General features: G+C 62.4%; 25 protein-coding genes. 13 read left to right on the top strand and 12 right to left on the bottom strand.

Annotated elements, in window-relative coordinates:
- Window positions 1-990 precede the first annotated feature (990 nt).
- Window positions 991-1,155 carry a hypothetical protein gene (locus tag A8G15_RS24735; protein WP_156665543.1) on the top strand — a complete coding sequence of 55 codons (165 nt, stop codon included), beginning with the start codon at window positions 991-993 and terminating at the stop codon, window positions 1,153-1,155.
- Between the two features lie 127 nt (window positions 1,156-1,282).
- Complete coding sequence (locus A8G15_RS24740; RefSeq protein WP_068165653.1) at window positions 1,283-1,630, top strand: hypothetical protein; 348 nt, start codon at window positions 1,283-1,285, stop codon at window positions 1,628-1,630.
- Window positions 1,631-1,865: 235 nt separating this feature from the next.
- Here A8G15_RS24740 and A8G15_RS24745 read toward each other — a convergent pair whose 3' ends face one another.
- Both A8G15_RS24745 and A8G15_RS24750 read right to left on the bottom strand, forming a co-directional pair.
- Window positions 1,866-2,108, bottom strand: coding sequence for a hypothetical protein (locus tag A8G15_RS24745; RefSeq protein ID WP_064257834.1), 243 nt, complete (start codon window positions 2,106-2,108; stop codon window positions 1,866-1,868).
- A 750-nt stretch (window positions 2,109-2,858) separates the two neighbouring features.
- On the bottom strand, window positions 2,859-3,671 hold the full coding sequence (locus A8G15_RS24750; protein WP_156665544.1) for a hypothetical protein: 813 nt from the start codon (window positions 3,669-3,671) through the stop codon (window positions 2,859-2,861).
- Window positions 3,672-3,871: 200 nt separating this feature from the next.
- On the opposite strand from A8G15_RS24750, the gene A8G15_RS24755 reads away from it, so the two are divergent.
- Complete coding sequence (locus A8G15_RS24755; RefSeq protein ID WP_064257178.1) at window positions 3,872-4,645, top strand: helix-turn-helix transcriptional regulator; 774 nt, start codon at window positions 3,872-3,874, stop codon at window positions 4,643-4,645.
- Between the two features lie 480 nt (window positions 4,646-5,125).
- Here A8G15_RS24755 and A8G15_RS24760 read toward each other — a convergent pair whose 3' ends face one another.
- A complete protein-coding gene (locus tag A8G15_RS24760) occupies window positions 5,126-5,353 on the bottom strand; it encodes a hypothetical protein (RefSeq protein ID WP_064257177.1) in 228 nt (75 codons plus the stop codon).
- A 1,023-nt stretch (window positions 5,354-6,376) separates the two neighbouring features.
- On the opposite strand from A8G15_RS24760, the gene A8G15_RS24765 reads away from it, so the two are divergent.
- The 3 genes from A8G15_RS24765 to A8G15_RS24775 are packed head-to-tail and all read left to right on the top strand — an operon-like array spanning window position 6,377 to window position 8,597.
- Window positions 6,377-7,207, top strand: coding sequence for a hypothetical protein (locus A8G15_RS24765; RefSeq protein WP_156665545.1), 831 nt, complete (start codon window positions 6,377-6,379; stop codon window positions 7,205-7,207).
- A 21-nt stretch (window positions 7,208-7,228) separates the two neighbouring features.
- The gene (locus A8G15_RS24770) at window positions 7,229-8,347 is read left to right on the top strand and encodes a hypothetical protein (RefSeq protein ID WP_068165654.1); all 1,119 of its coding nucleotides are present in this window, start codon (window positions 7,229-7,231) and stop codon (window positions 8,345-8,347) included.
- 25 nt (window positions 8,348-8,372) lie between these two features.
- Entirely contained in the window at window positions 8,373-8,597 is a 225-nt protein-coding gene (locus A8G15_RS24775) for a hypothetical protein (protein ID WP_064257174.1), read from the top strand.
- 20 nt (window positions 8,598-8,617) lie between these two features.
- Here A8G15_RS24775 and A8G15_RS24780 read toward each other — a convergent pair whose 3' ends face one another.
- Window positions 8,618-9,808 carry a DUF6461 domain-containing protein gene (locus A8G15_RS24780; protein WP_064257173.1) on the bottom strand — a complete coding sequence of 397 codons (1,191 nt, stop codon included), beginning with the start codon at window positions 9,806-9,808 and terminating at the stop codon, window positions 8,618-8,620.
- Window positions 9,809-11,599: 1,791 nt separating this feature from the next.
- Between A8G15_RS24780 and A8G15_RS24785 the strand changes: the two genes are divergently transcribed.
- The 5 genes from A8G15_RS24785 to A8G15_RS24805 all read left to right on the top strand — a co-directional run bounded on the left by A8G15_RS24785 (window position 11,600) and on the right by A8G15_RS24805 (window position 14,809).
- A complete protein-coding gene (locus A8G15_RS24785; protein WP_064257172.1) occupies window positions 11,600-11,860 on the top strand; it encodes a hypothetical protein in 261 nt (86 codons plus the stop codon).
- A gap of 564 nt (window positions 11,861-12,424) precedes the next feature.
- Window positions 12,425-13,057, top strand: coding sequence for a hypothetical protein (locus A8G15_RS31520; RefSeq protein ID WP_211270239.1), 633 nt, complete (start codon window positions 12,425-12,427; stop codon window positions 13,055-13,057).
- Between the two features lie 169 nt (window positions 13,058-13,226).
- On the top strand, window positions 13,227-14,051 hold the full coding sequence (locus tag A8G15_RS24795) for a hypothetical protein (RefSeq protein WP_064257170.1): 825 nt from the start codon (window positions 13,227-13,229) through the stop codon (window positions 14,049-14,051).
- 151 nt (window positions 14,052-14,202) lie between these two features.
- The gene (locus A8G15_RS24800; RefSeq protein ID WP_064257169.1) at window positions 14,203-14,439 is read left to right on the top strand and encodes a hypothetical protein; all 237 of its coding nucleotides are present in this window, start codon (window positions 14,203-14,205) and stop codon (window positions 14,437-14,439) included.
- A 37-nt stretch (window positions 14,440-14,476) separates the two neighbouring features.
- Window positions 14,477-14,809, top strand: a complete 333-nt coding sequence (locus tag A8G15_RS24805; RefSeq protein WP_064257168.1) for a hypothetical protein — start codon at window positions 14,477-14,479, stop codon at window positions 14,807-14,809.
- 203 nt (window positions 14,810-15,012) lie between these two features.
- Here A8G15_RS24805 and A8G15_RS30155 read toward each other — a convergent pair whose 3' ends face one another.
- The 6 genes from A8G15_RS30155 to A8G15_RS24835 all read right to left on the bottom strand — a co-directional run bounded on the left by A8G15_RS30155 (window position 15,013) and on the right by A8G15_RS24835 (window position 20,110).
- Window positions 15,013-15,714, bottom strand: coding sequence for a restriction endonuclease (locus A8G15_RS30155; protein ID WP_169833943.1), 702 nt, complete (start codon window positions 15,712-15,714; stop codon window positions 15,013-15,015).
- A 128-nt stretch (window positions 15,715-15,842) separates the two neighbouring features.
- The gene (locus tag A8G15_RS24815) at window positions 15,843-16,349 is read right to left on the bottom strand and encodes a hypothetical protein (protein WP_068165656.1); all 507 of its coding nucleotides are present in this window, start codon (window positions 16,347-16,349) and stop codon (window positions 15,843-15,845) included.
- Between the two features lie 562 nt (window positions 16,350-16,911).
- Window positions 16,912-17,262: a hypothetical protein gene (locus A8G15_RS24820; protein ID WP_064257166.1), complete on the bottom strand. Its 351-nt coding sequence runs from the start codon at window positions 17,260-17,262 to the stop codon at window positions 16,912-16,914.
- 138 nt (window positions 17,263-17,400) lie between these two features.
- The gene (locus tag A8G15_RS24825; protein WP_156665547.1) at window positions 17,401-17,748 is read right to left on the bottom strand and encodes a hypothetical protein; all 348 of its coding nucleotides are present in this window, start codon (window positions 17,746-17,748) and stop codon (window positions 17,401-17,403) included.
- A gap of 17 nt (window positions 17,749-17,765) precedes the next feature.
- Complete coding sequence (locus A8G15_RS24830) at window positions 17,766-19,646, bottom strand: AcrVA2 family anti-CRISPR protein (RefSeq protein WP_064257164.1); 1,881 nt, start codon at window positions 19,644-19,646, stop codon at window positions 17,766-17,768.
- Window positions 19,646-20,110 (bottom strand): hypothetical protein, encoded by a 465-nt coding sequence (locus A8G15_RS24835; protein ID WP_064257163.1) that lies wholly within the window; start codon window positions 20,108-20,110, stop codon window positions 19,646-19,648. The genes A8G15_RS24830 and A8G15_RS24835 overlap by 1 nt, the downstream gene beginning before the upstream one ends.
- 214 nt (window positions 20,111-20,324) lie before the next feature.
- Between A8G15_RS24835 and A8G15_RS24840 the strand changes: the two genes are divergently transcribed.
- Window positions 20,325-20,735 carry a hypothetical protein gene (locus A8G15_RS24840; protein ID WP_156665548.1) on the top strand — a complete coding sequence of 137 codons (411 nt, stop codon included), beginning with the start codon at window positions 20,325-20,327 and terminating at the stop codon, window positions 20,733-20,735.
- A gap of 306 nt (window positions 20,736-21,041) precedes the next feature.
- Window positions 21,042-21,476 carry a hypothetical protein gene (locus A8G15_RS31525; RefSeq protein WP_197481895.1) on the top strand — a complete coding sequence of 145 codons (435 nt, stop codon included), beginning with the start codon at window positions 21,042-21,044 and terminating at the stop codon, window positions 21,474-21,476.
- Between the two features lie 97 nt (window positions 21,477-21,573).
- On the opposite strand, the gene A8G15_RS32270 is transcribed toward A8G15_RS31525, so the two are convergent.
- Together A8G15_RS32270 and A8G15_RS24855 are read right to left on the bottom strand one after the other, a co-directional pair.
- Window positions 21,574-22,617, bottom strand: coding sequence for a DUF2232 domain-containing protein (locus A8G15_RS32270; protein ID WP_269454825.1), 1,044 nt, complete (start codon window positions 22,615-22,617; stop codon window positions 21,574-21,576).
- A 227-nt stretch (window positions 22,618-22,844) separates the two neighbouring features.
- Window positions 22,845-24,248 (bottom strand): DEAD/DEAH box helicase, encoded by a 1,404-nt coding sequence (locus A8G15_RS24855; protein WP_057479224.1) that lies wholly within the window; start codon window positions 24,246-24,248, stop codon window positions 22,845-22,847.
- Window positions 24,249-24,361 lie beyond the last annotated feature (113 nt).

Below are 24,361 nucleotides of genomic sequence, written 5' to 3' on the forward strand. Positions count from 1 at the left end.
ATTACCGAAACATCTGTAAGACGGCGGGACTCCATCAACCGCGCGACAAAACGCCGAAGCAACTCCAACGTCACAGTCGGCGGCGCTTCGAGCATCCGCACACGCAAGGCGCGCCCCAACGCACTCCTCGCTGCCTAACGGACCACACCCCACAAATCAGTCCGGAAGCACACACTCCGACTCGTCTCACAGTCGCACAAACTAAGACACCTCTCCTCACACCTCGGACACAAAATCTGCCTCTGACCGATCCGGTCAGAGGCAGATAGCCACTACGATCAGGCCGTCATCCCTCAACCAACTTCGTCGCCACACAGGGCTCCTCACCGACCTCTGTCCGCCAGAGAGATTGCGCCGCAACGATCCCAGTCCGCGCAACCCGCTCGGCCTCGCGGATCGACGGCGCATTCACGGTCTGAAACACAACGAAACCGACTCTGTACTTGTTCATCTGAAGATCTCCACGTTCCTTGGAATAGTTGGGAACAAACGACTTATTCAATGTCGTCGTCTCGTTCGAGGGAATTCTCACTTAGGGGACATGGCCGTAGGGACTGCCTCATCACATGAAGGTCGACGCAGCCCCGCATGATCTCTCGAAGTGAGTCGATCGATGCTGGGGACTCGAACTCGAGCACCATCTCGCTCATGAAAGCGTCATCCGGGTCTACGGCCCTGTGCCGGACCTCGATCTCGGTCCTTGATTCAGTGGCCGCTGCAAGGAAGTTGGCGATGTCGATGTCGCATTCCGCTCTGCACGAATAGATTCCATTGTTCACGCCGCTCAGGCTATCGGCGATTTGCAGGTTCCGGTCGGAGTAGCAATTTGATCTTAAAGCGCCGCTCCCCCACAGCGATGCATCCGATACGATCTTGAGTTGAGGCGGGGCGCGCAGGCCTGTTTCATTCATCGGCAAAGCCAGACGAGGAAGCGGAAACTCTATGAAGCACAGTCCACTCCACCCGCGTGTCAGTGTCATTGTCACACGCGTGGCCTACGCCGACTCACCAGACAAGGTCATCCGCGTGGATGACACTCAATCCACCGAGGACGTCCTCACGCGCTATTACCCCGGCGCCACAATCGATGATCGCGGCGGCTTCGACACCCCTGACGGTGACAGCTACCACTACGATCGAGCGCTCACCGAGTAGCTGCCCCACCGGTTCCAGCGACCAGGATGCACTGTGCCCAAATGTGTTTCGCCCCAGAGTTGCAAAGGTTCGGGTCACGATCGGTCGGGCTGTTCCAGGTTTTGTCCGAGACGGAAATTGCGAAACTATGACATTGGATCGAGAAGGTGGCGAGGGCGAAATTTCAGCATTCAAGAAGGCTTCGCCTTACTTGGTGATTCTCTCCATAATTGGCGCCCTCTTCCTGCTATTTTCTCTGCTGACCAATGAGCGTTCATCAACCGAGGCGCGCTGCGAGGTGCGTTATGTCGTCCACCCGGAGTGGTACGAAAACAAAGAACCTGTCTCGGTCGTCACGTCATGCGGAATCCTGAACACAGGTGATGAAGATCTTGCCGACAGTCTGATCATCGGCGGACTTTACAGTTTCGAGCTCAGGGACGTGACCGTAGGACAGAACGCGAGAAGGCACATCGTGAAGGCGACACTGGAATGATCTCTGCCTAGGCCATGGGTAGGTCGAGTTCGCTGTCACTACGTCTGTCGTGCGTGTAGCGTCCAAACGCCCGCGCTCCTGCCACGCCCGAACTCGACAACTGGCCGACCGGATCCGAAGAGCGATCGGTAGCCGAAGCTCACTCACCATCCTTGCCAAAGGCTCGCGTGGCCGACTCGGCGTCACCGCGCGGGTGTCGTCGGGTTAGTTCGTCGTCCGGGATGACCGACGCCGACTATCGGCCGAACCGCTCCAGTTTCGTGCTTTCGGCCTGTGCTGCGGTTTCAACCAGTTCCTGTTCGATTAGGGCGGGGATCTGGTCGAGGGGCGCGATCCAGCCGTCTGCACGGGTGAACCAGTTGCCTTCAACTTCCTCCCACAGTGCCCACATCCCTTCCGCGAGTGGAACACTCTCAAATTTGCGGTTCTCAGCGCGGTAGGTCACCCTCTCGGGGCTGGATGAGGTTTGCTCGACCATCGTTTCGGTCTCCTGTCGTCTTATCGACCTGCGGCGCAGGCCCGGGTGGGTAGCCAAAGCGGAGGCAATTGTTTGTCCGGCGCTGGCCCTTTCAAAGGGTGGCAGCGAGGGCCGGTGCGGGCGTTCTGCTTGGGCGATGAGGCCGGTGGTCCGTGTAGGTGCCGCTGTGCGACTGCTGGCGGTGAGCGTTGATCTGCGGGATCTGGGGTTCGCGAACCGACATCAGCGGCGGCGATCAGTGGCGGCGCTTCTCTGATCATGGCAAAGCCTCACCCGCGGGAGGTTGGTGAGGCTTTGCCAGCTTGTCCGACGCCAGCTTGTCCGACCTCAGGAAGCGTTGAGTCTCGCGTCCTTGTCCTTGCAGCGCTTGCAGGTTGGCACTTCCCCCAGAACTGGATGCTTCAACGTGGTTGTTGCTTCGTTCGTGCACATCGCAAACCATCGGCACGTCCCCATGATTTCTCTCCTATTCCTGAACTGTCTACGATCTTGAATTTCGGCTCGCCGCTCGATCCGTTTGCGAACGAGTTCGCCGACGCGGAGCTTGTCTACTAAGCGGTTCGAAGCCTACTAGGTCTCAACACTTTTCATTGATGTCCAGTGCCCGGGTGAATGGCAGGCCCTCTCAGAAATTCCACCGGATGTCACCCCTCATTCTGATCTACCGAGACGTGGCATGCGGGCCAGGATGGGGCGATGTGATGTAACCCTGCTGTTCATGCGGATTCGATTGTCGTCGTTGATCGGCCGTCACACGCTCGCCAACGAATCCTTTTCGATTACTACACCTCGGATAGCGAAGGAGGCGGGGGCGTGAACGAGCGAGTACGCGAACATTCGGGGGTTCCCCGGGTGCCAGAGCCTCGACCGGAGTCCCCGACCTGGTCGCGTAGTCCATTCGGGCTCGTTTCCGTTGCGGCGCATCCCCACAAGCGCGGAAGCCGCGGACACCACAGCATCGACGACGTCGTTTCCGGTCAGGTCCGGTTCGTCATCCACGTTGCCTGCCTCGGAAATCCAATGAGCGGTGAAGCGCACGTACTCGTTCTCTTCGACTGACCGGAGGGCATTGGCCAGCGCCGCCGGAGCTTTCGGGGAAGTCGCCGTACGTGGGTAGCCGCGTATCGCGACGTCGATATTGTTCTTGGCCCGAGGTACGAGGAAGTCTTCGAGGAACTTGATGTCGTCCGCGTTGTGGTCGACCCGTGAGGCATGGTTTTTCAGTGCGAGAACGTATTCCGGGGTTGGTACGCAAACACTGAGCCCTGGAACTTCCAGTACGACTTGCTGCGCGGGCTCCGTTTCGGGAAACAATCCCTTCACCACGTCGTTGACCCACGCGTCGGACAACCTCCCGCGTCGCCTGGACACCACACGGGCAGTTTCGGAGATTACATTTGTCGGCTCGAAAACGGCGGTGACGTCGGTTGTCAATCGACGGGTGTTGAATGCCACGGATAGGACTGCGCCGCCGTCGCCGAAGAACGCACCTCGCACTCCACGAGATGCGAGTTCGGCTCCCAGTTCGGTAAGCAGCTCGATCGACTGGTCCTGCGTCAGCATCTTCCCTCCATCCATTCGCGTTTCCTTCCGGCCTAGATGCTCTCCGCTGCTTGACCTTCGCAGATCGCACCGATCGCATCCAGCAGAGCACGCCTGGTCAGCGTTTGTGCGAAGTCGGTCGGAGCATTGACTCACCACTGTTGACAGCCCAATTCGGCGTCGATCTGCCACAACCATCCCAAATTGGTTACACTCCCAATATGGCTATCGAGACATCTGCGGATGGAACCGAAGAACGGTTCGCGCGTCGGGTCCGCATAGAACGCGAGGCCAGGAACCTTTCCCAGGCTGACCTCGCGAAACTGCTCAGCAGGAACGGCCTCCGCGCTCACTCGACGACGATCGCGAAGATCGAAACCCGCGACAGCGCACACCCCCGCACCATCCGACTCGACGAGGCCGCTGCGCTTGCGCGCATCTTCGACACCACACTGGACGACCTCATCGGCAATCCCCGTCCGTACGACCCCAACGCCGGTCTCGACCTTGTGTCAAAGACCGCGCACCATACCCAGCAATCGATCACGTTGGCCATCGACCAGCTCAACGAATCGCTCAACGCCCTCTCCGCCGCAGCGGCCCACGGCGACCACTCGGTCGATTCCCCCGCCGTCGATCTGCCGTTCCAACGTCGAGCGCTGATCGAGGCGGCACGGCCCAAGCTCCGCGACGCCGTGCACGCCCTCAAAGCCGTGCTGCACGACATCGGCGGCTACCCGCTGTATCCCGAAGACACCGTGCGGGAACGCTTCCGTGCGCTGGCTCTCCACATCCGGGACACAGTTACTCCTTTGACCAGCCCCGAGGGAACAGACAATCACCTGTTCTCCAACGACGAATGCACTTGTGGATGGATGGGCAGCAAACGCCATCATCTGGGGCATCGAGAATGGGTCGCAGAACAACGAGCGATCGCCGATTCGATCGAGCCTTCACTCCCACAAAGTAGTTCAGACGCTCAGCTCAGCAGCTAGCCGTGCAGACCAGCACGCAATCCACTGTCTACCAACACAAAACGGGAGAAGCGCCATGATGTCCGACAAGATGAAAATCACCCTCAGCGCATTGAACGGCTACGAGTCCATAATCGGCCGGGGAACCACAGCCGGAGAAGTTACGGAGTCCGGGGGATCCAGAAGCTCACTTGCAACAGCCGTCAAGAATGGATGGGTTAATACCTACCCCAAAGAAGTCCACGCTTCAGAACGGCGAGCGCCAGCCTATTACCTCACGAGCGAGGGTGAAACTGCGCTCAAAGCACAGCAGTAGCTTTCTGACTTCTCGAACAGTCGGCGGCGTGCGAACCCTATCTGCCGAACGAAACCCGAAGCCCTTGTTGACAATGGAATATCAACAAGGGCTTCGGGTTACTGAGGATAGAACCAGATCCGAGAGCAACTTTCGTCATACTCCCCGGCGTCTTTCTTTGTCATCACTGGTCTCCCCCGGCGTCGTCAGAGGACATCCTCCCACGCGCCGCCCGATTTCCGAGACTTCGGCATGAAGTATCCGTCAGGGTTGATGATCCACATCAATTCGCGGCCGTCAGTGATCTTCAGCAATTTCACTGCGCCGTCGCTGTTCGCCGGGCTGACGAAGCAGTCGCCAGCGGGAGACTGGTCCTGCCAGTGGTCGATTGCTTCTTTTTGCTCGTCGGTGAGTGCGGGTAGTTCAAAGGCCATGTGTATGTTCCCATTCCGTTGTATCGGCGTCGAAGCGGACTGTGAGACTTGCAAGCTGGTGATCAAACTATCGCAGATTGGGGATGCCCGGATTTCAGGACTACGTTCCACCGGCCGGTATTCGCTATTTCTCGTCATGCGGCGGTCGACAGCCGCGTAACGATTTTCCTCATCCATCCACGGCTGCGATGCGCTACCCTCCGCTGTCGGTCCACTGAATCTCCGCGTCGTGCGGAGCTGGCGCGTCAACTGTTGCGAGGTAGTCGAGGACCATCATTCGGGCGACGTCGAGATCTCGCGTTCCGTATGTCTGCGTGTATCCGTGCCCCTCGATGTGGAGTTCGAGTCCGTTCTGTCGGCGCCAGCCGCGCCACCATGGACCTCTGCAGGTCCATCGGCTGACTGCCACGTGTATCGCTGCCATGAATCCAGTCTGGCAGGTCCGGGTCATCGGAATGTGCGACCCGCACCTATCGGCACACCTCCGGGGCGTGCTGGTGCAGCGCCGAGTTGCTTGCCCACGCCGCGGTCGGTGGGATGCCGCTCTTGCGTGTGCCTGTGGGACTTGCATGTTCGTGTTCATCCCACAAGGCCAGTGCGCCCTGTCTGTCACAATCATGCGTGCCCATTCCTACAGCGTTCACTCCCCTGCGGAAGCCTCGCCGCCGACGCGCTCCGGCTGCCATGTTCGGAATAGTGTCGGTCGCGCTCCTCGCGGGCTGCAGCTCCGGAAGCAGCGATGCCGGGGCTTTGGACTGGGACTCTCTCCCGTCCTCCTTCGCCACTGAATGCAGCGTGTGGACGAACCCGGATCCGGATTCGTTCGCGACGAACACGCCTCCGCCTGCGGAAGTGCAGGTCCGGGCAGCGACCGTCGAACACACCACTGGTGATCGGGTCAAGATCAGCTTGTCGTTTCTGGCTCCGCCTCCCCCGCCGCCCCTTCAGGTGCCCGGGGTCGGAAGCCAGACGATCGCACAGCCAGGATCCGTCGATTTCTCGTTTGCCGTGTACCCGAGTGGGATGAACGGCCCGAACGACTACAGCCTGTTCTTCCAACGAGATACGCAAAACGTCTGGACGGTCAGCGGAAGCCGCACCCTGACCCCGGAACGCGCGAAATCGGGATTCGATCTGGAGAGTGTTGTCGGCACCGTGGATTCATCCCGTGTGATCGGAAACGATCTGATTGCCGAGGTCGATCTGGCTCAATTTCCGGCGGTCTTGCGCGAGCCGGTCTTCGCTCCGGACGTTCAGGTCTCGAGCAAGCAAGCGATCCCGCGCGATCCATACCGCCTGCCGATAGAAGGCCCCAACGGCGGTCCGCCCAAGACCGGCCCGAGCAATATGGGGCTGTTCATGTTCGCAACCCAAAACTGCTCCGCCACCGACTCTGACATCGCTATGGACGGCGGCGCATTCACGAGCACGTTCGAGACGGAACCACGCTCTGCCGCAGTGGATCCCGAGACGTTCGCGAACCCAACGAAAGCAGGGTCCTACCAGTTCACGACCAGCGACGGAAACTTCACCTGCGGAATCAACCTGTCCGGGATCGCAGAAGGCGCGGGATGTCACGGCGCAATCCCCACGGACGCCGCGTGCACCGTCGGCGGCACGTCCACCGGCGCTGACTGCACCCCGAACACGATCTTCATCTCCGCCACTTCCAAAGGCATCCAGCAAGCTGAACGGCAGCGGTACGCCAACGGCAGTACCGCAACTGTCCTGAACAACAACGAAACTCTCCGCGTCGGCGACTACGCCTGCGTCGTGCGTGATGACACGGTCCAATGCTCCGACAATGCGGGGAGTGAATTCTCGGTCTCACCGACCTCGGCTACCGTCACCTGAACCGGGAGAACGGGAGAACTGATGCTCAGTGCGGATATTTTGCTGGCGGGCCCGCGGGGGCGCCGGATGCTGCTCGCGTACGCGATCGACGCCGAACGCGCCCTGCGGCCCGAGCCAGGCGACGGCATGTTCCGCATCAGCGCTCACCGGGCGGCTTATCACCTCGACGTCGGGCAAGGCACCTCCCGAGTGTTGTTCGGCCCGGGCGCCGAAGAGGCCCGGCGGACAATAGTCACCGCCGAGGATGTGGCGCGTAGCCTCTCGGAAATCTCGCTCCCCGACGTCACCGCCGTCGATCTACGCTCCGCCCTCGCAGAAGCCGTCGATGCGGCACGCTACTGGCAGGAACCCGACGGAGAAGACGTCCTCGTCGCCACCGAGGTTATGCAAGATGAGCTTCGACGCGTCGCGGAGCACATTGCCGGATCCGAACAGGCGCAATGGTGGAGCAGCCCGCTTGCCGCGCCCGACCAATGGACGATCGGGTGCCGAGATGACGAATCTGCGAACACAGGCGAAGTGCCTGCTGCGCAACAACTCCTCAGCGAGTGGCGCACGAGCACCCTGGAATCGGAAGCGAGAGCCGAACGTGACCGCCCGGTGGATCCCGCAGCGAACTGGTCAGGTTATTGGTGGTCGGATCCACCCACTCAGTGTTCGACGAGGGCGCTGTTCGACGGGACAGCGGCGGGCTTGTGGTTCGTCGAAGACAGCATGGGATGGGAACGGGCCGTCGTGCGAGCGTTGCGGCCACCGAATGGCGCACGCATCTACGAGATCGACAGTGCACAAGCCTGGGCGGATCTGTGCAGACGGTTCCCACTCGAGGTCACCGCAGAAACGCGGCAGGTTTGGTACCGGACTACCGGCCGATCAGGCAGGTGGGTCATCCCGGACTGGGTGCAGGTCGCGGAAAGTTTTGAGGGAGTGCACCTTACCGTGACGGGATACCTCGCGGCGGCAGGAACCGCGATCGACGTCGATGCCGACACAGCGAGCGTCATCGCGGGCTGGGCACCCGACGAAACATACTGGTTCACCGACGCTGCCACCTACAGTTCCGAGCCGTGTGTTTGGGTTCTGCACAATGGCTCGGACGTGACCGACCAGCCCGCCTGGACGCTGGAATCGCAGCAATGACGACATACGTGAACGCAGTTCAGGCATGAGATTTCACGAGAAGTCGATCGCTCTCGCCATCCGCGTGGGGCAGGACTACTTCACCGGAAACACCTGCCCGCAAAACGGAGATGCCGACACGAACGTCGAATCCCTCGGCCACGGCGACAACGACATGTACGAATATCGGGTCAGCTGTCCCGTGTGCGGATGGCAGGAGTACCTACGTGCACGCGGAATCACGCAGAAGGACGGTCCCAGTCCCACCTGAGCGATCGCCCCTGTCGGTCGTCAAGGGCCGGTGAAGAAGTCGTCGTCGACATGAATGCCGGTTTCCACGTCCGAGAGTTCGAGCGTAAATGACTTGTCCACCCACCTCAGGGGGATACCTGTTTGTGCGTCGAACGCGGCTGTGGAATCGAGGCCGAGTCCGTCCGGTGGCATCGCGAATTCCCATGCCGGGCGCCCGTTCACCTCCACTGCATCGCCGATCGTGTCCGGTGGGAGTAGATCTGTGAACCGTGTGGACGGCCACGAGAGGTGGACGAGGAGGAGTTGTTCGAGGTAGATGTCGAGGCTGTATCCGCTGCTTCGTCGTTGGAGTGTTCCGTCGGTGCGGAACCATGTCTGTCGTTGCCGGTTCTGCAGATACAGCGTCCCCTGCTGGTCTGCCAGACGGATGCAGCTGCGCGGTTTGTACCAGAATTCGAGTTGAGCGCCGGGACGCCCACGAGATCGTGTTTTGGTGATGACAGCATGCAGCGGGGTTCGATCCGCGCCCCAGTAGCGGTGCGCGACTGCCCTCCACGACGACGGGTTGTCGCGCCCCGGGAGGGTGTGGGGGTCGGGGGAGGTAGTTTGTTGGTCCCTGGGGACGACGGCGACGCTGAAGACGCCCGCCTCGAACACGGCAGCGGGTACTGCTACGCCGGTGATTCGTTCGGCCAGGGCGAAGGCACCTTCCACTGCATGCTCGCCGGGCTCACTGCTCGCATCGTCATCGATGCCGATGCCGCCGACATCGAGAATCAGGTCCACGAGCCGCTCGTCCCCGATCACCGGGTTGGAACCGAAAAGTTCGACATGGGCGACCCGTTCGCCATTGGACCACCAGACGAATTCGCTGTCGGCGTTCACACTGAGGTAGTGCGAGACGACCTCACGATCGGGGAGCAGTGGCAGCATCAACTCATCCGTGACGGCGAATGTTCCGCCGTTGAGCTGCAGCAAGAAGGTGTTCTCCTCGTCCACCATGGCGACGGCGACCACATCGCTCGGGCCGGGGACGTCGGATTGTTCGGCGAGGTCCAGTGCCACCCCGCTGAGTTCAGCAATACCGATCGCTTCGGTCACATGGGCAGCGCCGAGCGTGTCCAACACCTGTGCGGGGGTGCGGCCGGGGATGGCGGCGACGCAGTATCCGAGAGCGAGACTGCCGTCCCGATACGGTTGGAGCCAGGAGTAATCGCGGTAGGTAGCCACAGCTCCACAGTTTCACGGAAGACCGCCAACAGGCAGCGAATGCCGAAGTGCCCCCGGCTCATATTGAAGCCGCTCCCCCCGTGCGGGCGGATTCGCGGCGGGATACTAACCGGCGGCACCGCCAATCCCGGTGAAGGGACGTGATACGAAATACCCATGAAAAGACCCTTTGTTGTGGCCATTGCAGCGCTCGCGCCGCTCGCATTCCCCGCTGTGGCGAGCGCCCAACCGACTGATTCGACACTGCCTCCAGTGGTGACACTCACCAGCGGCGACTCGTCAATCACCGCGACCATCACAAACCCGAATGGACCTCGTGTCGTCAAGGGGTACACGCGCACCTGCACCCTCTCGATTGACGGCAGCCCCGAAGGCTTCAGCGACTCTGTCCTCCCCTTCGAAAACCCCGACTGGCAAAACCACCCGTCAGACCCCACTGACGCCACCATTTATCCTCAGGCCGGACAGACGGTCACGGTGACACGAACTGGCCTCCCCCAGGGTCGATACAGCCTGTTCGGACTATGCGGCCAAATGAGCCACGGGGGCGGATGGATGTGGGGCTCCGGACAACTTTCCGAACGAGTCCAGTACGAAATTCTGGTCGGGCCTGAACCGAGGCCTGAACCTACCGGCTCCCTCGCGTTCGGTTCGTAAGGCACACCAACCAACTCGGGGGCTTCCCAACGCCGGAAGTCGATCATGGTGGGTCCCACAACGATGAACCAAACGTCGGCTCAGACGCATTGGATGCACATACGCCAGCCTTGAGTGCGTACGACCCAAGCGTATCGAATAGAAACGAGCCGGACGAAAGCAGCTTTCGCGGAACGGATTGCGACCGTTCTTGCTGCTTTCGCCCGACTCGCCTGTCTACCTCACCACTATGACTGGTCGAAACTGTCGTTCGCCTGCCTGCGACGCAACTGCCCCTGACCGCTTCCGATCGAAGTCGGAAGCTCGTACCACTCACTCGTCCGAATATACAGAAGCGGCGCCAGTTCTCGCGCCGCCGTGAGCTGACGGTCCCCACTTGTCCGGCCAATCCGTCCCGCAGCTACCCTCCTGCGACAATGCCGTCGCTGTCAGCAATTACAGAAAGGTGCACCGGCCCAAGGGAACACAGGCCTGTACACTGTTCCGGCCGTCAGCGGATCCGGGTCAAGCCTCGCCCGCTCTACGCTTCGCGGCTTCCTCTCGCAGTCTGCGCGCAGTCCAGTTCGTGAGACTTCCGTCTCCTATTTCCTCGTCCATCTCGGCAAGGGTTTGCGCTGCCTACGCGACGCGGTCCGCACTGACCTTCATGGCCATGTTTCATCTCCTGCGCAATAGGTTTCACCGCCGAATGGCAAGTTGCCAGAGTCGACGCCGTCGCCCTGCCCTGTGTCGACCGACGACGGAGCACCTATTCGGACGCCTGAGCGGTCCTTGAGTCCTCGCCCGCGACGATCAGGCGGGTCTCGACGACCTCGAATGATCCATCTCCGGTCAGATCGACCTTGTTTACCTCCGCAATAACAACTTTCGACATCTCGTACCTCTCTCGTTTCATGCAAGATTCCGGCTGGGCGAAACACTATCTGCCGCTCGGCGCGAGCGCTCACCCAATCCGGCGCGATCCAAATCTGCGATCATCGTGTCCCTTTTCCGGTCGCGGGATGCGAGGCTCACGTCTTGCCTTGCGGCGGGCTTGGCGCACCGCATCGGCTGCGCCCACGGGGCGCACAGTCTGGATACGCTCACGGAATGCGTTACCTACGCGCAGATTACGCATCGAGAGGATTGGACTCCATGGCAGCGGAAGACTTCTTTGTTCGGGACGGACTCCCCCCGGGCATGACCAATGACGAACCCGTTCCGTACGGCTATCGCCGGTGGAACGGCGTCGTCTGGGCCGACTCGTGGACAGACACGTACAACGCCATATCGCGGCAAGCCGTCATCGCATGGAGACAGGGTTTCGACAGCAAAGCCGAGCAGGAAGTCGAGGCGATGTACCGGATGGCCGCACAATTCGACCAACTCGGAAAAGAACTCGCCGAAAAGGACTAGACCGCAGACGAACAGACAGCGATATCGAATCTCGGCTGCAACGGCGCGCTTGCTGTCGCTCTCACATGAACGTATGGGCACTCGACTTCATATTCGAAGTCGAGTGCCAGTTTCGTATGTCCGCGTCCGAACAACCAGCTCGTCGGCACCATTGCCAGCGAAAGCCTCGACGCAGCAAGGGAAATACCGTGCAGTCGCGCCGAAAGGCATCCGTCCAATGAACGCAACCGAGTACCAGACGACCATTGTCGAGCCGCTCAACGCCGCAACTGGTCTCCTCTTCGGCATCGTCTTCACCGGCGGCAGGCACCGCGCATTGTCCGCACCGCTTGCTCAGCCCAACGCGCGCGCTGAACGCGCCGCCACACACGGTGCGCCCCCTTAGCCGCCCATCTGGCCCGCCCATTAACGCCCTCACGAGTTCTATTGCGTCCCCTGACATCAGAAGGTGGGCGGTCACTTCCGCGCCGCACGCGCCCGTTCAGGACCTGCGCGTCGCGTAACGCAGCGACAGCACACAGCGATTCAGCAGCGAGTAAATATCCCCCACACGCAAGGAACACAGTGCCGCCGACCACCCGCTTTGCCACGTTCGCCGCAGCTGCTCTCACCGCCGCACTCGCTCTCTCAGGATGTGGCAGTAGTGACGGATCACCGACGTCAGCCGTCACCAGCGAAGCACCCGCCGTCGACGCGGTAGAGGACACGTTACCTGCCCGAATGGAAGGCAGAATCGACAACCCGGACCGCACCGAAATGCACGGCTTCCTCACAGCCAGTCCGTACGAGCTGACGGCCGACCTCGAGGTGTACTCCACGCAGCAGCTGACGGCGGACAGTGCACCCGCACCGGATGGAAAGAAGTACGTCGTGATCAGCTCGGCACCAGCCACCACGAGTTGGATCATCGAAAAACGAGGATGCACAGGCGAACTCGGCGCATGCGGGCGCGCGGACCTCACCGAGACTTTCGAGCTGAACTTCGCACCATACGACTTCTCGGTCACCAGCCCCGATCCGGTGGAGCCGGTGAAGAAACGGGCACGGTTCGGCTCTCCACAGGGCGCCGAGTTGATCTTCGTGGTGCCTCAGGATGCTTCGGTGATGCAGTTGCGCGTGTCGGCGTATCGGCCGGGACGCCTCGACGCTGTGGAAGCATGGACGGACATCGACGTCGAGTTTTCCACTCTGCGATAGCGCGCATTAGGGAGGTCGCGGGGAGGCACCGGTGTTGTGACCGCCCTCGACGGATCCTCTCCCCCGCTCGCTCGACAACACCGACATCCTCGACTGCACCCTCGTCGAATACTGTTCGATTCTTCACGGCGGACCGATCCGGCTCGCTGACGATCGAAGGAGTGCAGAAGTGGCGACAGACGCGAACTTAGGCCCATGCGTCATCTGCGGAGATCTCGACAATCCCACTCTCGAACACATCATCCCGCAGGCACTGCTGCTGCGAATGGGAGTCGAACCCGCAACCACTGCCGATCATCCGTTCACGACATCGCTGTGTAACGACTGCAACACCGCAACCAGCAAGTTGCACAACAACACGGACCTGCTCGACTTGATCGAGACAGGGGCACCGGTCTCGCAGAACACCCTCCGCGCCCTCGCCTTCTGGATCGTCTGGATCACCTTGCTGCTGGGCGTGAAACGGGGCGGAGACGTCTGGCCGATAGAAGACGCACGTCAGCGATTGCAGTCACGCTTCAGCGACCGCTCGGGTGGGGGCGTCCCCAAAGGCACCAGGGTGTACGCAGCCCTGGTTAACGAAGACGAAACCAGCACCCTGAGCGCCCAGTACTCGATACTTCTGCGCAACGACCCGCGAGTGATCCTCGACCACGCAAACTTCCCCACCGGCTACCGCCCTTCAGGAGCAAAAACAGCCGCCGCCGTCCTGCGGGTCGGCAACCTCGTCGTGATGGTTCTGGGACCAACATGGTCGTCGGGACCGGACCACATTTCCCTCATCGACAAGGCCGCAGCCGATATCGGACTGACCCCGATCTGGCCGTCCACCAATCCCGAAATCACGCTGACGCCGCACACCGTGGCCCTCAAAGAGGTCTGGAATCTGTTCGTCTGCACACCTTTCACGACCCGGAACAACGAACTGCTTCCCGCCGCCCTTCGCGCCCTCGAGTCCGCTGTGAGCTACCTGGACCCGAGCACAGAGACCTAACGCGAGCGCGGATCCGGAGACCTGCCGTTCCGGCGCACGGGTCCACGCTGAACTCGTCGCCGTGTCCGCCGCTGCCATTCGCATCCGACTACGCATCCGACATCCGCTTTAGACTTCCTCTATCACCCTTCCCCGAGAGAGGCCTTTTGTGATGCCGGAGAACACAATCAACAGTGATGACACGGTCGAGGACGGCACCGACGCCAACGGCCCCTTCCGCAAGATGACGCCTGCAAAGGACATCGCGCACTGTTCGGCCTGCGGCCGACAAACCGAGGTCGTGATCATCCGGGACCCCGACACCGACGACGAGACGTGGTACGGGCTGTGCTGTGACGCCTACGGCGATGATTTGCCCGACTCTGTCCGCTTTCCCTTCGGCCGGTAGTCCCTTCCCCGCTCGCTACGAAACGAAAGGCAGGTTCATGAGCACCTACAAAGCATTCATCGCGAAGGACGGCAAGAGGTTTCAGGTCTCCGTCTGCTGGGATGACAACGACCCCAACAGGTTCATCACCGCACCGTTTCCTCTCGAACCATCCGACGACCTCGACAACCAACTCGGGCGAGCTGGGTACCGGCTGGTGTCGAACGACTCCGACAATATCGGCCGAGGTTGGGCCGTTGTGTCGCGGATGGCAACGGATCGGCCCTTCTACGATCCGGTGGAACAGACCTGGCGCTCATCTCTGTCCGACGATGCGAAGCAGAAAATCCGCGCCAAGTACCCGGACGCGTCGGTGCCTGGCGTAGCGTGAGCCCTCCCTCCGCCGTGCCCGATGTGACGCGCTAGCGCCATCCGCGAACAGATGTGACCCCTCCGAGCTTCTCGGAGGGGTCATTTTTTGTGCCCAGATCCGCCGCTACTTGCGGTGGACCGCAGCATGATTGACGGACGAAGCGCACCGGTTGCGACGTCATAGCGTTTACCCGGTAAACACTTGCGATACCACGTTCGAATTCAACGGCGTTGTCGCGGTTGAAATGTCAGGCACCGGACACCGTGACGATCGCCCCATTCTTTGGCCTTTTTCGTGTAGCCGGTACGGGAAAAGAAGATCGCATCCTTGCCCTCCGCGTGCGCGATTCCACTCAGCCGCTGAATTTCGTGGAGCGCGATCTTGGAGGAGAAGAACTTGACCTGGGCGACCGCCCGAGCGGATGTGACGTCGATTCCGCCGTCCGGCCCCGCCTTCGTCTTCCTGGCGTCGGGGTAGCCGTTCTTGCGCATCCAGTCCTCGGCGAAGTCCTCTGCGTCCTCCCACGTGAGCAGCGGACGACCACGGAGCCGCACACGTGGCGGCGGGGCGTCCGCGTCCACTGTGGGAGATGGTTGGTCTGTCTCGTCCGACTGCGACGAGGGCAGGTCGAACGGGAACGGAAATGGATGCTCCGCGTCATCGGGACTGAGAACTGGCCGATACTTCGGATCGCCAAAAGCCGTTGGCTTCGTCCGGGCCTGGGCTTTGATACGGGCCTTGTTCGCGAGGTACCACTGGCCGAGGCCTGGCCCTCGCGAGTCCAGGTAGCGCGCGGCCGACTCGTCACGCCATCGCACTTCACCTTTGAGACCTTTCACCTCACGTAGGCACAGTCGACAACGAGCGGATAGCCCGAGGACGAGCGGTCCACCGCAGTAGCCACACAGCCAGAGTTCCTCCACGGCTTGCATTCTACGAACCCGGGGATCCATGCCTGCTGGCATCCTCGCCTACCAATGAAAGTGGCGCGCATCGCCGACGAAATCTCGTCCGTCGGTGACGCGCGCCGTTCTACAGACCTGCTGCCGGGTCAGCTCCCGAAGTTCACGCCTGGGGCTGCTGCGGGCGCACCAGCGGCGGGCAGCGTGACCACCCAGGACGCTTGCTGCACGGCGTAGGTGGTGAACGGGAACATCGCCAGGTATGTCTCGAGTCCTGGGTAGTCCGAGGCCCACATGCTCATCGGTTCGTCGAGGCTGCCGCAGGACGCCAAGACGACGTAAGCGCCGTCCGGGATGCCGGTGACTGTCTGAACTGTTGTGCCCGTCGGGATCACGCCGGTCTCGTAGATCGTTTGTCCTGGTCCGATCGTGTCTTCGATCGGCGGCAACACGCCACCAGGGGCGTCCCCGAGGCCCGTGGTGCACTGCAGAGGACCGCCCGAGTTGTTGGTGATGGTATTGCTCACCGTGGACCCGGACGCGCTGTATGCGAAGGTGACGTCGGCAGCCGTCGAGGCCGAGGCCAGCGAGGGAGCTGCCATAGCCAAGGGAAGAGCTGCAGCACCGACCAGGGCCGCGCGTGTGATCGAACGCATCGAATCTCCTTCTCGTTCAGCATCAAATGTCGTCGACTGATCTTGACATGAAACGAGACCAACTGGACCGGTTTTCTTGGATCCCATGCCTCCGCCAACGACCGCACCCTGGGTGCCGCCTTGGCCAGCGCGCGACGGCATAACCCAAATATGCACCGAGAAAAGGGGACTCGAACCAATAGGTTCGAATCCCCTTATTGCGTGAGCGCGGCCCGTTTAGGGGACCGGTGTGTGCGGTGCATCTTCGGGTTCGATCCAGGAGCAACCCTCGATCTCCTGCGCCTTGTCTTGCGCCGAATACCTGTCGTCGGCGGTCACCGTACCAATGTGATTGTTCTCGTCGTCGTACACAATCCAGTTGCGCATTGGCGTCGATCTCCCAGCAGTCGAAGTTGATGAATCGGAACGGTTCTCGATCCGTTCATACATTCTCCCCCAACTGCTTTGAGCCCGTCGACTCCAAACTGCAACACGAGCAATCCGTCGCCGCATTGAACGGAACCTAGAACGACACTGCGCGCGATGTATCCGCGGTTTCCTGGTTACCGGCTAGCGGGGGCGGCTACATCCCGGCGACGATGATGTCCGGATGTGCGCGGACAGCAGCACCCTGTTGACTGGCTGGCACCAGGTGGGGAAGTTCCGGTTCGTCGTCCAGGGACACCGGGCCATCCCAGGGAGCGACGAGTGTTGGGTTGTATTCCCAACCGTCACACGACATGTCGTCAACCCAAATGGGAGTGAGGGAAGTGCCGAAATGCTTCTCCGCGAATGCCGTCACAGCAGGGAGGACGTTCTGATCGAAGTATCCTCCACTACCGACTTTGACGTCGCATCCGAATGCGCTCGGCCTCACTCTGGCGACGTATTCGCCAGCCGCCGAACGCAAAACCACATGATGGTAGGTCCCCATGTGCGGATCCTTTCTCGTTCTACGGGTGGGTCTTTCGTGACTATTTCTACACGCGATTCAGTGATTTCGCGGAGTCGGCGTGGCCCCGCGGCCACCACAGTGCCGACGGGGCTCTGACCGCCCAGTACCTCCTGGTGTTCAGTGCCTTCGCCGGGTGAAAACGATGCCTGCAGTTGAAATCAGGACCATCGCCACCAGGACCACGACGAAGAACGACCTGTCCGCGGCCGGTGTCAGGGTCTCGCTTTCTTTGGTCATTACGTCGGTGAAGGTGCAGCTCACACCTGGCGGGAGCCATCCCCAGAAGTCCGTAACTCCTGCCGTTACCCGCTCCGCGCGGTCGGGCAGCAGATTGGCGAACCGCGCCGGGGTTCCGTAGTGATCCATGCACCAGCTGGGTTGGTGTTGGAGTCGCAACGACAGCAGATCCCAGAAATAGACCAGCACCAGCAGGACCACCGAGATAGCCAGCGATGCCTGACTCACCCGTAGTGCTCGCGCGCTCACCGCTGACGCGTCACAGCTGCGCCCTCGCGCGGCAACGACGGCAACCGGTACACCCGCGGGCCGATGTCGCCACGAGCAGCGTTCACGAGTACCGGCGCGATCCGCACTCGCCGTTCGAGTGAACGCTTCGGCCCGTACCGCTGCCGCCGCCAATGCCCACGCCGGATATGAGGCGCCACCTGCGCGCCGGTCCCCTGCGCAGCCCCGGACTCCGCACGCCCGGTTGCCTTCACGTTCAGGACCCGCACCGCGCCGTCCTTGCGTTCGGCTGACTCGCCGTCCGCAGACTCCCGAACTGTGACATGCCCGTCGGTTTCCTCCGCTGCACTGTGCCAATCGCCCCATGCCGCGACCGCCGCCAGGTTGATCACCTGATCGCGGAACGCGGTGCTGTCCAACGACGCGGGCAGGGTCCATCGCCCGAGCACGCCGCTGGACTTGGCGGGGATCGTTACGCACCAAGCGAACTCGTCGTCGAGCCGCCCTACGGCGTCGGCGAGCAGGACGAGGCCTTCGATCCTTGCCCCGCGCTGCTCGATCATGTCGCAGAGGTCGACCCGGTCGGCGGTGAATCCTCGTGTTCCGGCCAGCAACATCGATCCCAGGGACCTTGTCTGACCGCGGCCCAAGATGTCCGTGACGACGCGCGTCATCCACTCCCACGACTCGTCCACCTCAGGTGTCGACGGTGCGGCGGCGTCGAGTCGGAGCGGATCAGCGAATGCGAGGAACACCTGCGCATAAGGCAACCGGATGTCGGCGCGATCGTCGGCTGAGAGCGGCTCCGAATCTGCATAGTTCAGTGTGTGTCCGGGCGGGAGCCAGAAGGGGACGGCCGCTTGTGTGGCGACCGCGATCCTCGACGGCGCACACGACCCAGCGCCACCGGCGTAGCGGAGCGCACTCCCCCATGCTGCCGCGGTGTACCAGTGCTGCAGCGAGGCCGCGTCCGCGGGAATGGGATGACGAGGCATCGCAGCGATCGGGAGGCGAATCCGGGAATCGAGAGCCTGCTCGGTTCCCGCACCGTACGCACGCTGCCACGTCGTAAATATTTGACGGGGCGGCAACCCGGACAACGCATTGCGTGTCGCCGCACTCAGTGTCGCGTGCGCTTGCGTCGGGATGGAAGGCCCTTCCGGGAAGTCGGTGTGTTCCTCGCCCAGGACCAGTCCCAGGGCCTGCGCCGACCCAGCCGACTCAGGGCTGGGCTCGGCGATCCACGAGGCCGGATGCCAAGCACTGACCGCCGCTGGAGTGCGATCGAAGAGGGTACCGAGAGCGCGCTGCCGTGTGTCGTCGTCGACATCGGCGTCCGCGCGATGATCATCCGCAGGCAACCGTGAGACGAGTAGCTCCTTCCGCATCTGCTTCTGGGCCTCGGTGTAGTGCTTTTTCGGTTGAGCCGATCGTCGTCCGCCGCGAGCGCGCTGAATCGCCGTGGCTGCTTCCTGCGAGATTTGTCGCCGGTCTGCGACATCGAGCTGAAGAGTCACGCTGTCCTCGGCGCCGATCACCGCCATGAAGGCTTCCAAGCTCTCGGTCTTGCCGCCCCCCAGGGCGTCGGTGATGGGATCCAGCATCCTCCCCCAGCGATCGTGGACCCGCTGATGCAGCGCGCGATGGGACTTCACCCATAGGCCGAGCGCGGCGATCTCGTTGCCGAGTCGATCGACTTCCGCCTGGCACGCCCTGTCCCGGTCCACGCACGCAGCGTCCAACTCGCGTTTGAGTTCATCCGCCTCGGCGCGTGCCTTGAATGCCGCCTCGTGCAGGCGCTCTTCCTCGGCGAGTTCCGCCCGGACAGTCGCGAGCTTGTCCTGCGCTTCCCGCATGTCGCGGTTGTGCTTGGCCTGACGGTGCTTGCCGCGCGCCATCAGAACTCCCTACGGTTCGCCGGGTACATGGCAAACGGCTTCGGTACCGGGAACTCCGAGACGCCCTGCGCTTCGAGCGATTCGAGGGTTTGGGTCCGCATCACCGCTTCCTCCTCCAAGGACTGCTGCAGCGAGTTGAGCGTGTCCTTGCCGTAGGACGACATCCTCGCGATGACCCCGGTGCGGTCCAAGCGGTAGAGCGACCACCGAATGTGGTCGCAGCTCGCCCAGACTTCATCGATCGCGTCCGTCAGTTCACCCGCCCGTGAGCGCAAGTCCTCGACTTTCGGATTGACCACGGCGTCCCGGTCCCGGTGCGCTTGGCGGATGGCCACGCGGAGCGGTTCGGGGTTCGGGGTGGTGTTCTCGGTGTCCATCCGCTCCCGGCGCAGTCGCCGGATCTTGTCCTGGATGTCCGCGATCTGCTTGTGCATTTCGTCGAGAGTTGCTGGTGCGTCGGCCATCAGTTCGACCTCCGTCCGCCACGCAGTGACAGGTCGTCGCCAAACGTGATTGTGGAAGCGCCAAAGCGGTAGCGAATCATGTCGTGCACCATATCGACTCGCACCGACGCGAATGCCGCTGGCCACGTTGACCTGTCGAGTGCGTCCGGCACGGTACAACTAACCGATGAGACCTCTGGTCGTTCGACACCGCATTCTGATCGTCGTCGCTGTCGTGATCGTCGCGATAGGCGGACTGTGGTGGACGAAGACGATTGCCTTCACCCGCTCATCACCGGTCGCGTTCACGGCCGAAACCTTCGTCTACGTTCCGCGCGGCGATCCTTCTGACATCACTCCCACAGTGATCGCGGCCTTCCCGTTCTCGAACGACGAGATCGTGAGGCTTGTCGCCGAGCGGATCGTAAACACATACGGCGGCAACAGATCCGAATACGCGTCGAGTCTGACCATCAAGGACACAACGGCTGTCGCGGGGAAGGTGGTGTACGCCCGCGGCCGGACGCCACTCTCGACTCAACGGATCGCGAACTACGGCGCCGAGGCCCTCTGCGATTTAGTCAACGCAGCAGTCTTCGCGCACACCGGCCAGGCGCGTGTCGCGTTCATGGTGTTCACCGACTAACTTCTCTGTCCGCCCTTCACACCGTCACATCCATGTATTCCGAGGGGCAGGACGTTCCCCGCCGGGCCGACGCCGTAAGCGCTTCCCCGCCAAAAGTATTAGCCCTAAAGGACTACTCGGATTGACCGGACCGTACGGACTCTCACCCGCACACAGGCCACGCCTGTCAATGCGGCCCCATCACTGCACAGTCCCCGCTACCGCCCGCGGTCCCGGGGCGGTAGCGGAAGCTCGGCCCGAGAGCCCCGTGATGAATACTGGGACGCACGCGCGTCGCCGACGGCTGTAGGAACGAAGGAGCAGTCCGTGACACGCCCGCAACGCCTGATCGTCCTCGTAACAGTGTTCGTGCTCGCAGTATTCGGCGGGTTGTGGTGGACGAAGACGATCGCGTTCACCCGCACGGCTCTCGTCGAGTTCAGTGTTACACCGACGCAACCCGATGCCGGAACCACGAGTTACGTCTTCGTCGGGATCCAGACAACCCCCGAGGACCTCGCCAAGACCGCTGAACTCCTCGCACACACACGCGGCGGCGCGGCAGCAGACTACGAATCCGATCTGACCATTACTGGGGCCTCCGACATCGCCGGGATCGCGGTGACTGCTCGCGCACGAACACCCGGCGCTGCAACGGCACTCGCGAACGACGCCGCGCGTGCGCTCAGTTCGTATCTCAACGACATGCCCACAACGACCACCAACAAGATCACCTACCGGGTCAGCTCTTTGGCTCAATAGCGAGCCCACCACGCCACATCCTGCTCGATCGGCGGCGACAACGCGAACAACGTTCATGCGGCACTCCGCCGCGTACCCAAGGACCATCGCCCACGGCTCAGGGTTGTACCGGTTTCGGCCAGGCCGTCGCATCTTTGCCGGTCACCTTCGGGTGAGCGATGACGGCGGCAATGAACGCCGGAATCGACATGCCCAATCCGTGCGAAAGTGTCGCTGCCGTCGTTCTGCCTTCGAGCCAGATACTCGGATCATCTTCGAGGGAATAGTGAAATTCCGTATTGGACCGATTCAGCGGTTGGGCAACGACACCAGGTCCGGTCGTGCCATTCCACATCCACGCCACGCTGACGGTGCCTTCCGACGGTTCGAGGCCGGCGATGATCCTCGTCAGGGTCGATTTGCCGGAGCCGTTGTGACCGACGATCGCGACGAACTCACCGTGTTCGATGTGTAGGTCGACTCCGGTCAATGCAGCTGTGGCGCTTCCCGGGTACCGATAACCGACCGAGGCGAGGGTGACCGGCAACGGCCCGATCTCGTCGTCGTCGGTGCTCGAGACAAGAGCTTCGGGGGTGGGGATGGTGGAGAGACGGTCGAGGATGGCGGTGAGGATCAGCCAGGCGAACAGTGTTCCGGTGACGATCCCGAACGCGATGGAACCGCCGACCCACCACCACCAGTTGTCGAGCACCGCGGTGGAGCTGCTGCGGAGCACATCGGCGGCACCCTGCAAGGCCGACGTGCGCTCGAGCAACCTGGACACGCCCTCGAGGGTGTTGCGAAGGGTGTCGAGGAACAACGTTCGCAGCGGAACGAGGATCAGCAAGAGCAACACCGTCAGGGCTCCCAGTGCGGGCCCGACGACCATCGAGGTGACCAGCACACCGAACAGGCCTTGCTTCTTGCGCTTCGCTCGCCCGACCAGGCCGCCCAACAGCGCCGCGCTCGCCACGGTGAGTGCCGTCTGTGTACCGGCAGCGACGAATCCGACGAGGGTGCCTGCTACCGCAGCGGTCAGAAGCGCACGGGTCCGATACCGAAGTGCGACCACCGACATCGGAACGGCCGCGACGACTTGAAGAATCGCTGCCATCGGCACGAGCACACCGATCACCGTCAATGCGACTGTGAAGCTGCTCATGACCGCGGCGGTCGCCAATTCCTGAGGACCGAGGGGCCCTGACTTCGGAGTGCGAGAAGAACTGACGGTCACCGCTCCAGTGTGCCAGCTCGACCGAGACACACTGTTCGACGTGACTTCCGTGGTTCGGGCCGGCCGGTCTTTGCGCAGTTGCTGCGGTGGTGAGCGTGAGAACAGAAAAGCGCGGAAAGCCCTCGTAAAAAGGGCTTTCCGCGCTCAGGCCGAGATCAGCGGCTGCGCTGGCTCGTAGCCGGTCCTGCTGCACGACGGCTGTGGCCGCCGCCACCGCTACGCGGCTGTCCACCGGAACGGGGCTGTCCGCCACCGCTGCGCGGCTGACCACCACTGCGCGGCTGACCACCCGAACGGGCCGGGCCGCCGCGGCGAGCGTTGCTGTTGCGCGGGGCTCCGGTGCGGGCGGGTGCCTGCTCGACTCGCGGTGCAGGCTCGACGTAGCGGGCCTGCTCGCCGACGAGGTTCGCCACTGCGGGCGAATCGGCGGTGACGCGGATCGGGGTGACCTTGATATCGGCCTTGCGCAGCAGCACTGCGGTGTCCTTGCGCTGCTCGGGCAGGACGACGGTCACGACGTCGCCAGCGCTGCCGGCGCGCGCCGTGCGGCCGGAGCGGTGCAAGTACGCCTTGTGCTCGGCCGGGGGATCGACGTGGACGACGAGCTGAACGTCGTCGACGTGGACGCCGCGGGCCGCGACGTCGGTGGCGACGAGAACGCGAGCCTGGCCGGAGGAGAAGGCTGCGAGGTTGCGGTCACGTGCGGCCTGCGAGAGGTTGCCGTGCAGGTCGACGGACGGGATTCCGGCGTCGGTGAGCTGCTTGGCCAGCTTGCGGGCCTGGTGCTTGGTGCGCATGAACAGGATGCGTCGTCCGGTGCCCGAGGCGAGCTGATGGACTAGCTTCTTCTTGGCTTCGACGCCGTCGACCTCGAAGACGCTGTGCGTCATGGCCTCGACGTGGGAGGTGGCCTCGTCGACGGAGTGCGTGATCTGGTTGTGTAGGAAGCGCTTGACCAGCTTGTCGACGCCGTTGTCCAGTGTCGCCGAGAACAGCATGCGCTGACCCTTGTCCGGGGTGGCGGCGAGGATGCGGGTGACGACAGGCAGGAAGCCCAGATCGGCCATGTGATCGGCCTCGTCGAGGACGGTGATCTGAACGCCGTCGAGCGTGAGGTGGCGCTGCTTCATCAGGTCTTCGAGGCGACCGGGGCAGGCGACGACGATGTCGACTCCACCCTTGAGCGCGGAGACCTGGCGAACCTGCGACACACCACCGAAGATCGTGGTGACCTTCAGCGAGTACGCGGCGGCGAGGGGCTCGATTGCGACGGCGATCTGGGTGGCGAGCTCACGCGTCGGAGCGAGAATCAGGCCACGCGGGCGGCCGGGCTTGCGATTGCCGGGAAGCTGGCCTGCGAGCCGAGCGACCATCGGGATCGCGAAGGCGAGTGTCTTTCCGCTGCCGGTCTTTCCGCGTCCGAGCACGTCGCGTCCCTGCAGTGTGTCGGGGAGCGTATCGGCCTGGATGGGGAAGGCTTCGGTCTTGCCCTGGCTCGCGAGTACATCCGCGATGGCCTGGGGTACACCGAGTGCAGCAAATGTTTGTGGGGTCGTCATAGTGATGAAAAGTGCCTTTCGGGCAGGGTGTTGCACCTGCGGGCCTTGGGCCGAGATGCAAGGTGGCGAGACTGCCGGTGGGCAGTTTCGATCGCCGTAAGAGAAGCCTGTGC

The organism is Rhodococcus phenolicus (assembly GCF_001646785.1).
GTDB lineage: Bacteria > Actinomycetota > Actinomycetes > Mycobacteriales > Mycobacteriaceae > Rhodococcus > Rhodococcus phenolicus.

Excerpts from the sequence above, each read along its gene's own strand:
- A8G15_RS24740 (WP_068165653.1), top strand. The coding sequence starts at position 1,283 with ATGACATTGGATCGAGAAGGTGGCGAGGGCGAAATTTCAGCATTCAAG.
- A8G15_RS24745 (WP_064257834.1), bottom strand. The coding sequence starts at position 2,108 with ATGGTCGAGCAAACCTCATCCAGCCCCGAGAGGGTGACCTACCGCGCT.
- A8G15_RS24750 (WP_156665544.1), bottom strand. The coding sequence starts at position 3,671 with ATGCTGACGCAGGACCAGTCGATCGAGCTGCTTACCGAACTGGGAGCC.
- A8G15_RS24755 (WP_064257178.1), top strand. The coding sequence starts at position 3,872 with ATGGCTATCGAGACATCTGCGGATGGAACCGAAGAACGGTTCGCGCGT.
- A8G15_RS24760 (WP_064257177.1), bottom strand. The coding sequence starts at position 5,353 with ATGGCCTTTGAACTACCCGCACTCACCGACGAGCAAAAAGAAGCAATC.
- A8G15_RS24765 (WP_156665545.1), top strand. The coding sequence starts at position 6,377 with ATGAACGGCCCGAACGACTACAGCCTGTTCTTCCAACGAGATACGCAA.
- A8G15_RS24770 (WP_068165654.1), top strand. The coding sequence starts at position 7,229 with ATGCTCAGTGCGGATATTTTGCTGGCGGGCCCGCGGGGGCGCCGGATG.
- A8G15_RS24775 (WP_064257174.1), top strand. The coding sequence starts at position 8,373 with ATGAGATTTCACGAGAAGTCGATCGCTCTCGCCATCCGCGTGGGGCAG.
- A8G15_RS24785 (WP_064257172.1), top strand. The coding sequence starts at position 11,600 with ATGGCAGCGGAAGACTTCTTTGTTCGGGACGGACTCCCCCCGGGCATG.
- A8G15_RS24800 (WP_064257169.1), top strand. The coding sequence starts at position 14,203 with ATGCCGGAGAACACAATCAACAGTGATGACACGGTCGAGGACGGCACC.
- A8G15_RS24805 (WP_064257168.1), top strand. The coding sequence starts at position 14,477 with ATGAGCACCTACAAAGCATTCATCGCGAAGGACGGCAAGAGGTTTCAG.
- A8G15_RS24815 (WP_068165656.1), bottom strand. The coding sequence starts at position 16,349 with ATGCGTTCGATCACACGCGCGGCCCTGGTCGGTGCTGCAGCTCTTCCC.
- A8G15_RS24820 (WP_064257166.1), bottom strand. The coding sequence starts at position 17,262 with ATGGGGACCTACCATCATGTGGTTTTGCGTTCGGCGGCTGGCGAATAC.
- A8G15_RS24830 (WP_064257164.1), bottom strand. The coding sequence starts at position 19,646 with ATGGCGCGCGGCAAGCACCGTCAGGCCAAGCACAACCGCGACATGCGG.
- A8G15_RS24835 (WP_064257163.1), bottom strand. The coding sequence starts at position 20,110 with ATGGCCGACGCACCAGCAACTCTCGACGAAATGCACAAGCAGATCGCG.
- A8G15_RS32270 (WP_269454825.1), bottom strand. The coding sequence starts at position 22,617 with ATGAGCAGCTTCACAGTCGCATTGACGGTGATCGGTGTGCTCGTGCCG.
- A8G15_RS24855 (WP_057479224.1), bottom strand. The coding sequence starts at position 24,248 with ATGACGACCCCACAAACATTTGCTGCACTCGGTGTACCCCAGGCCATC.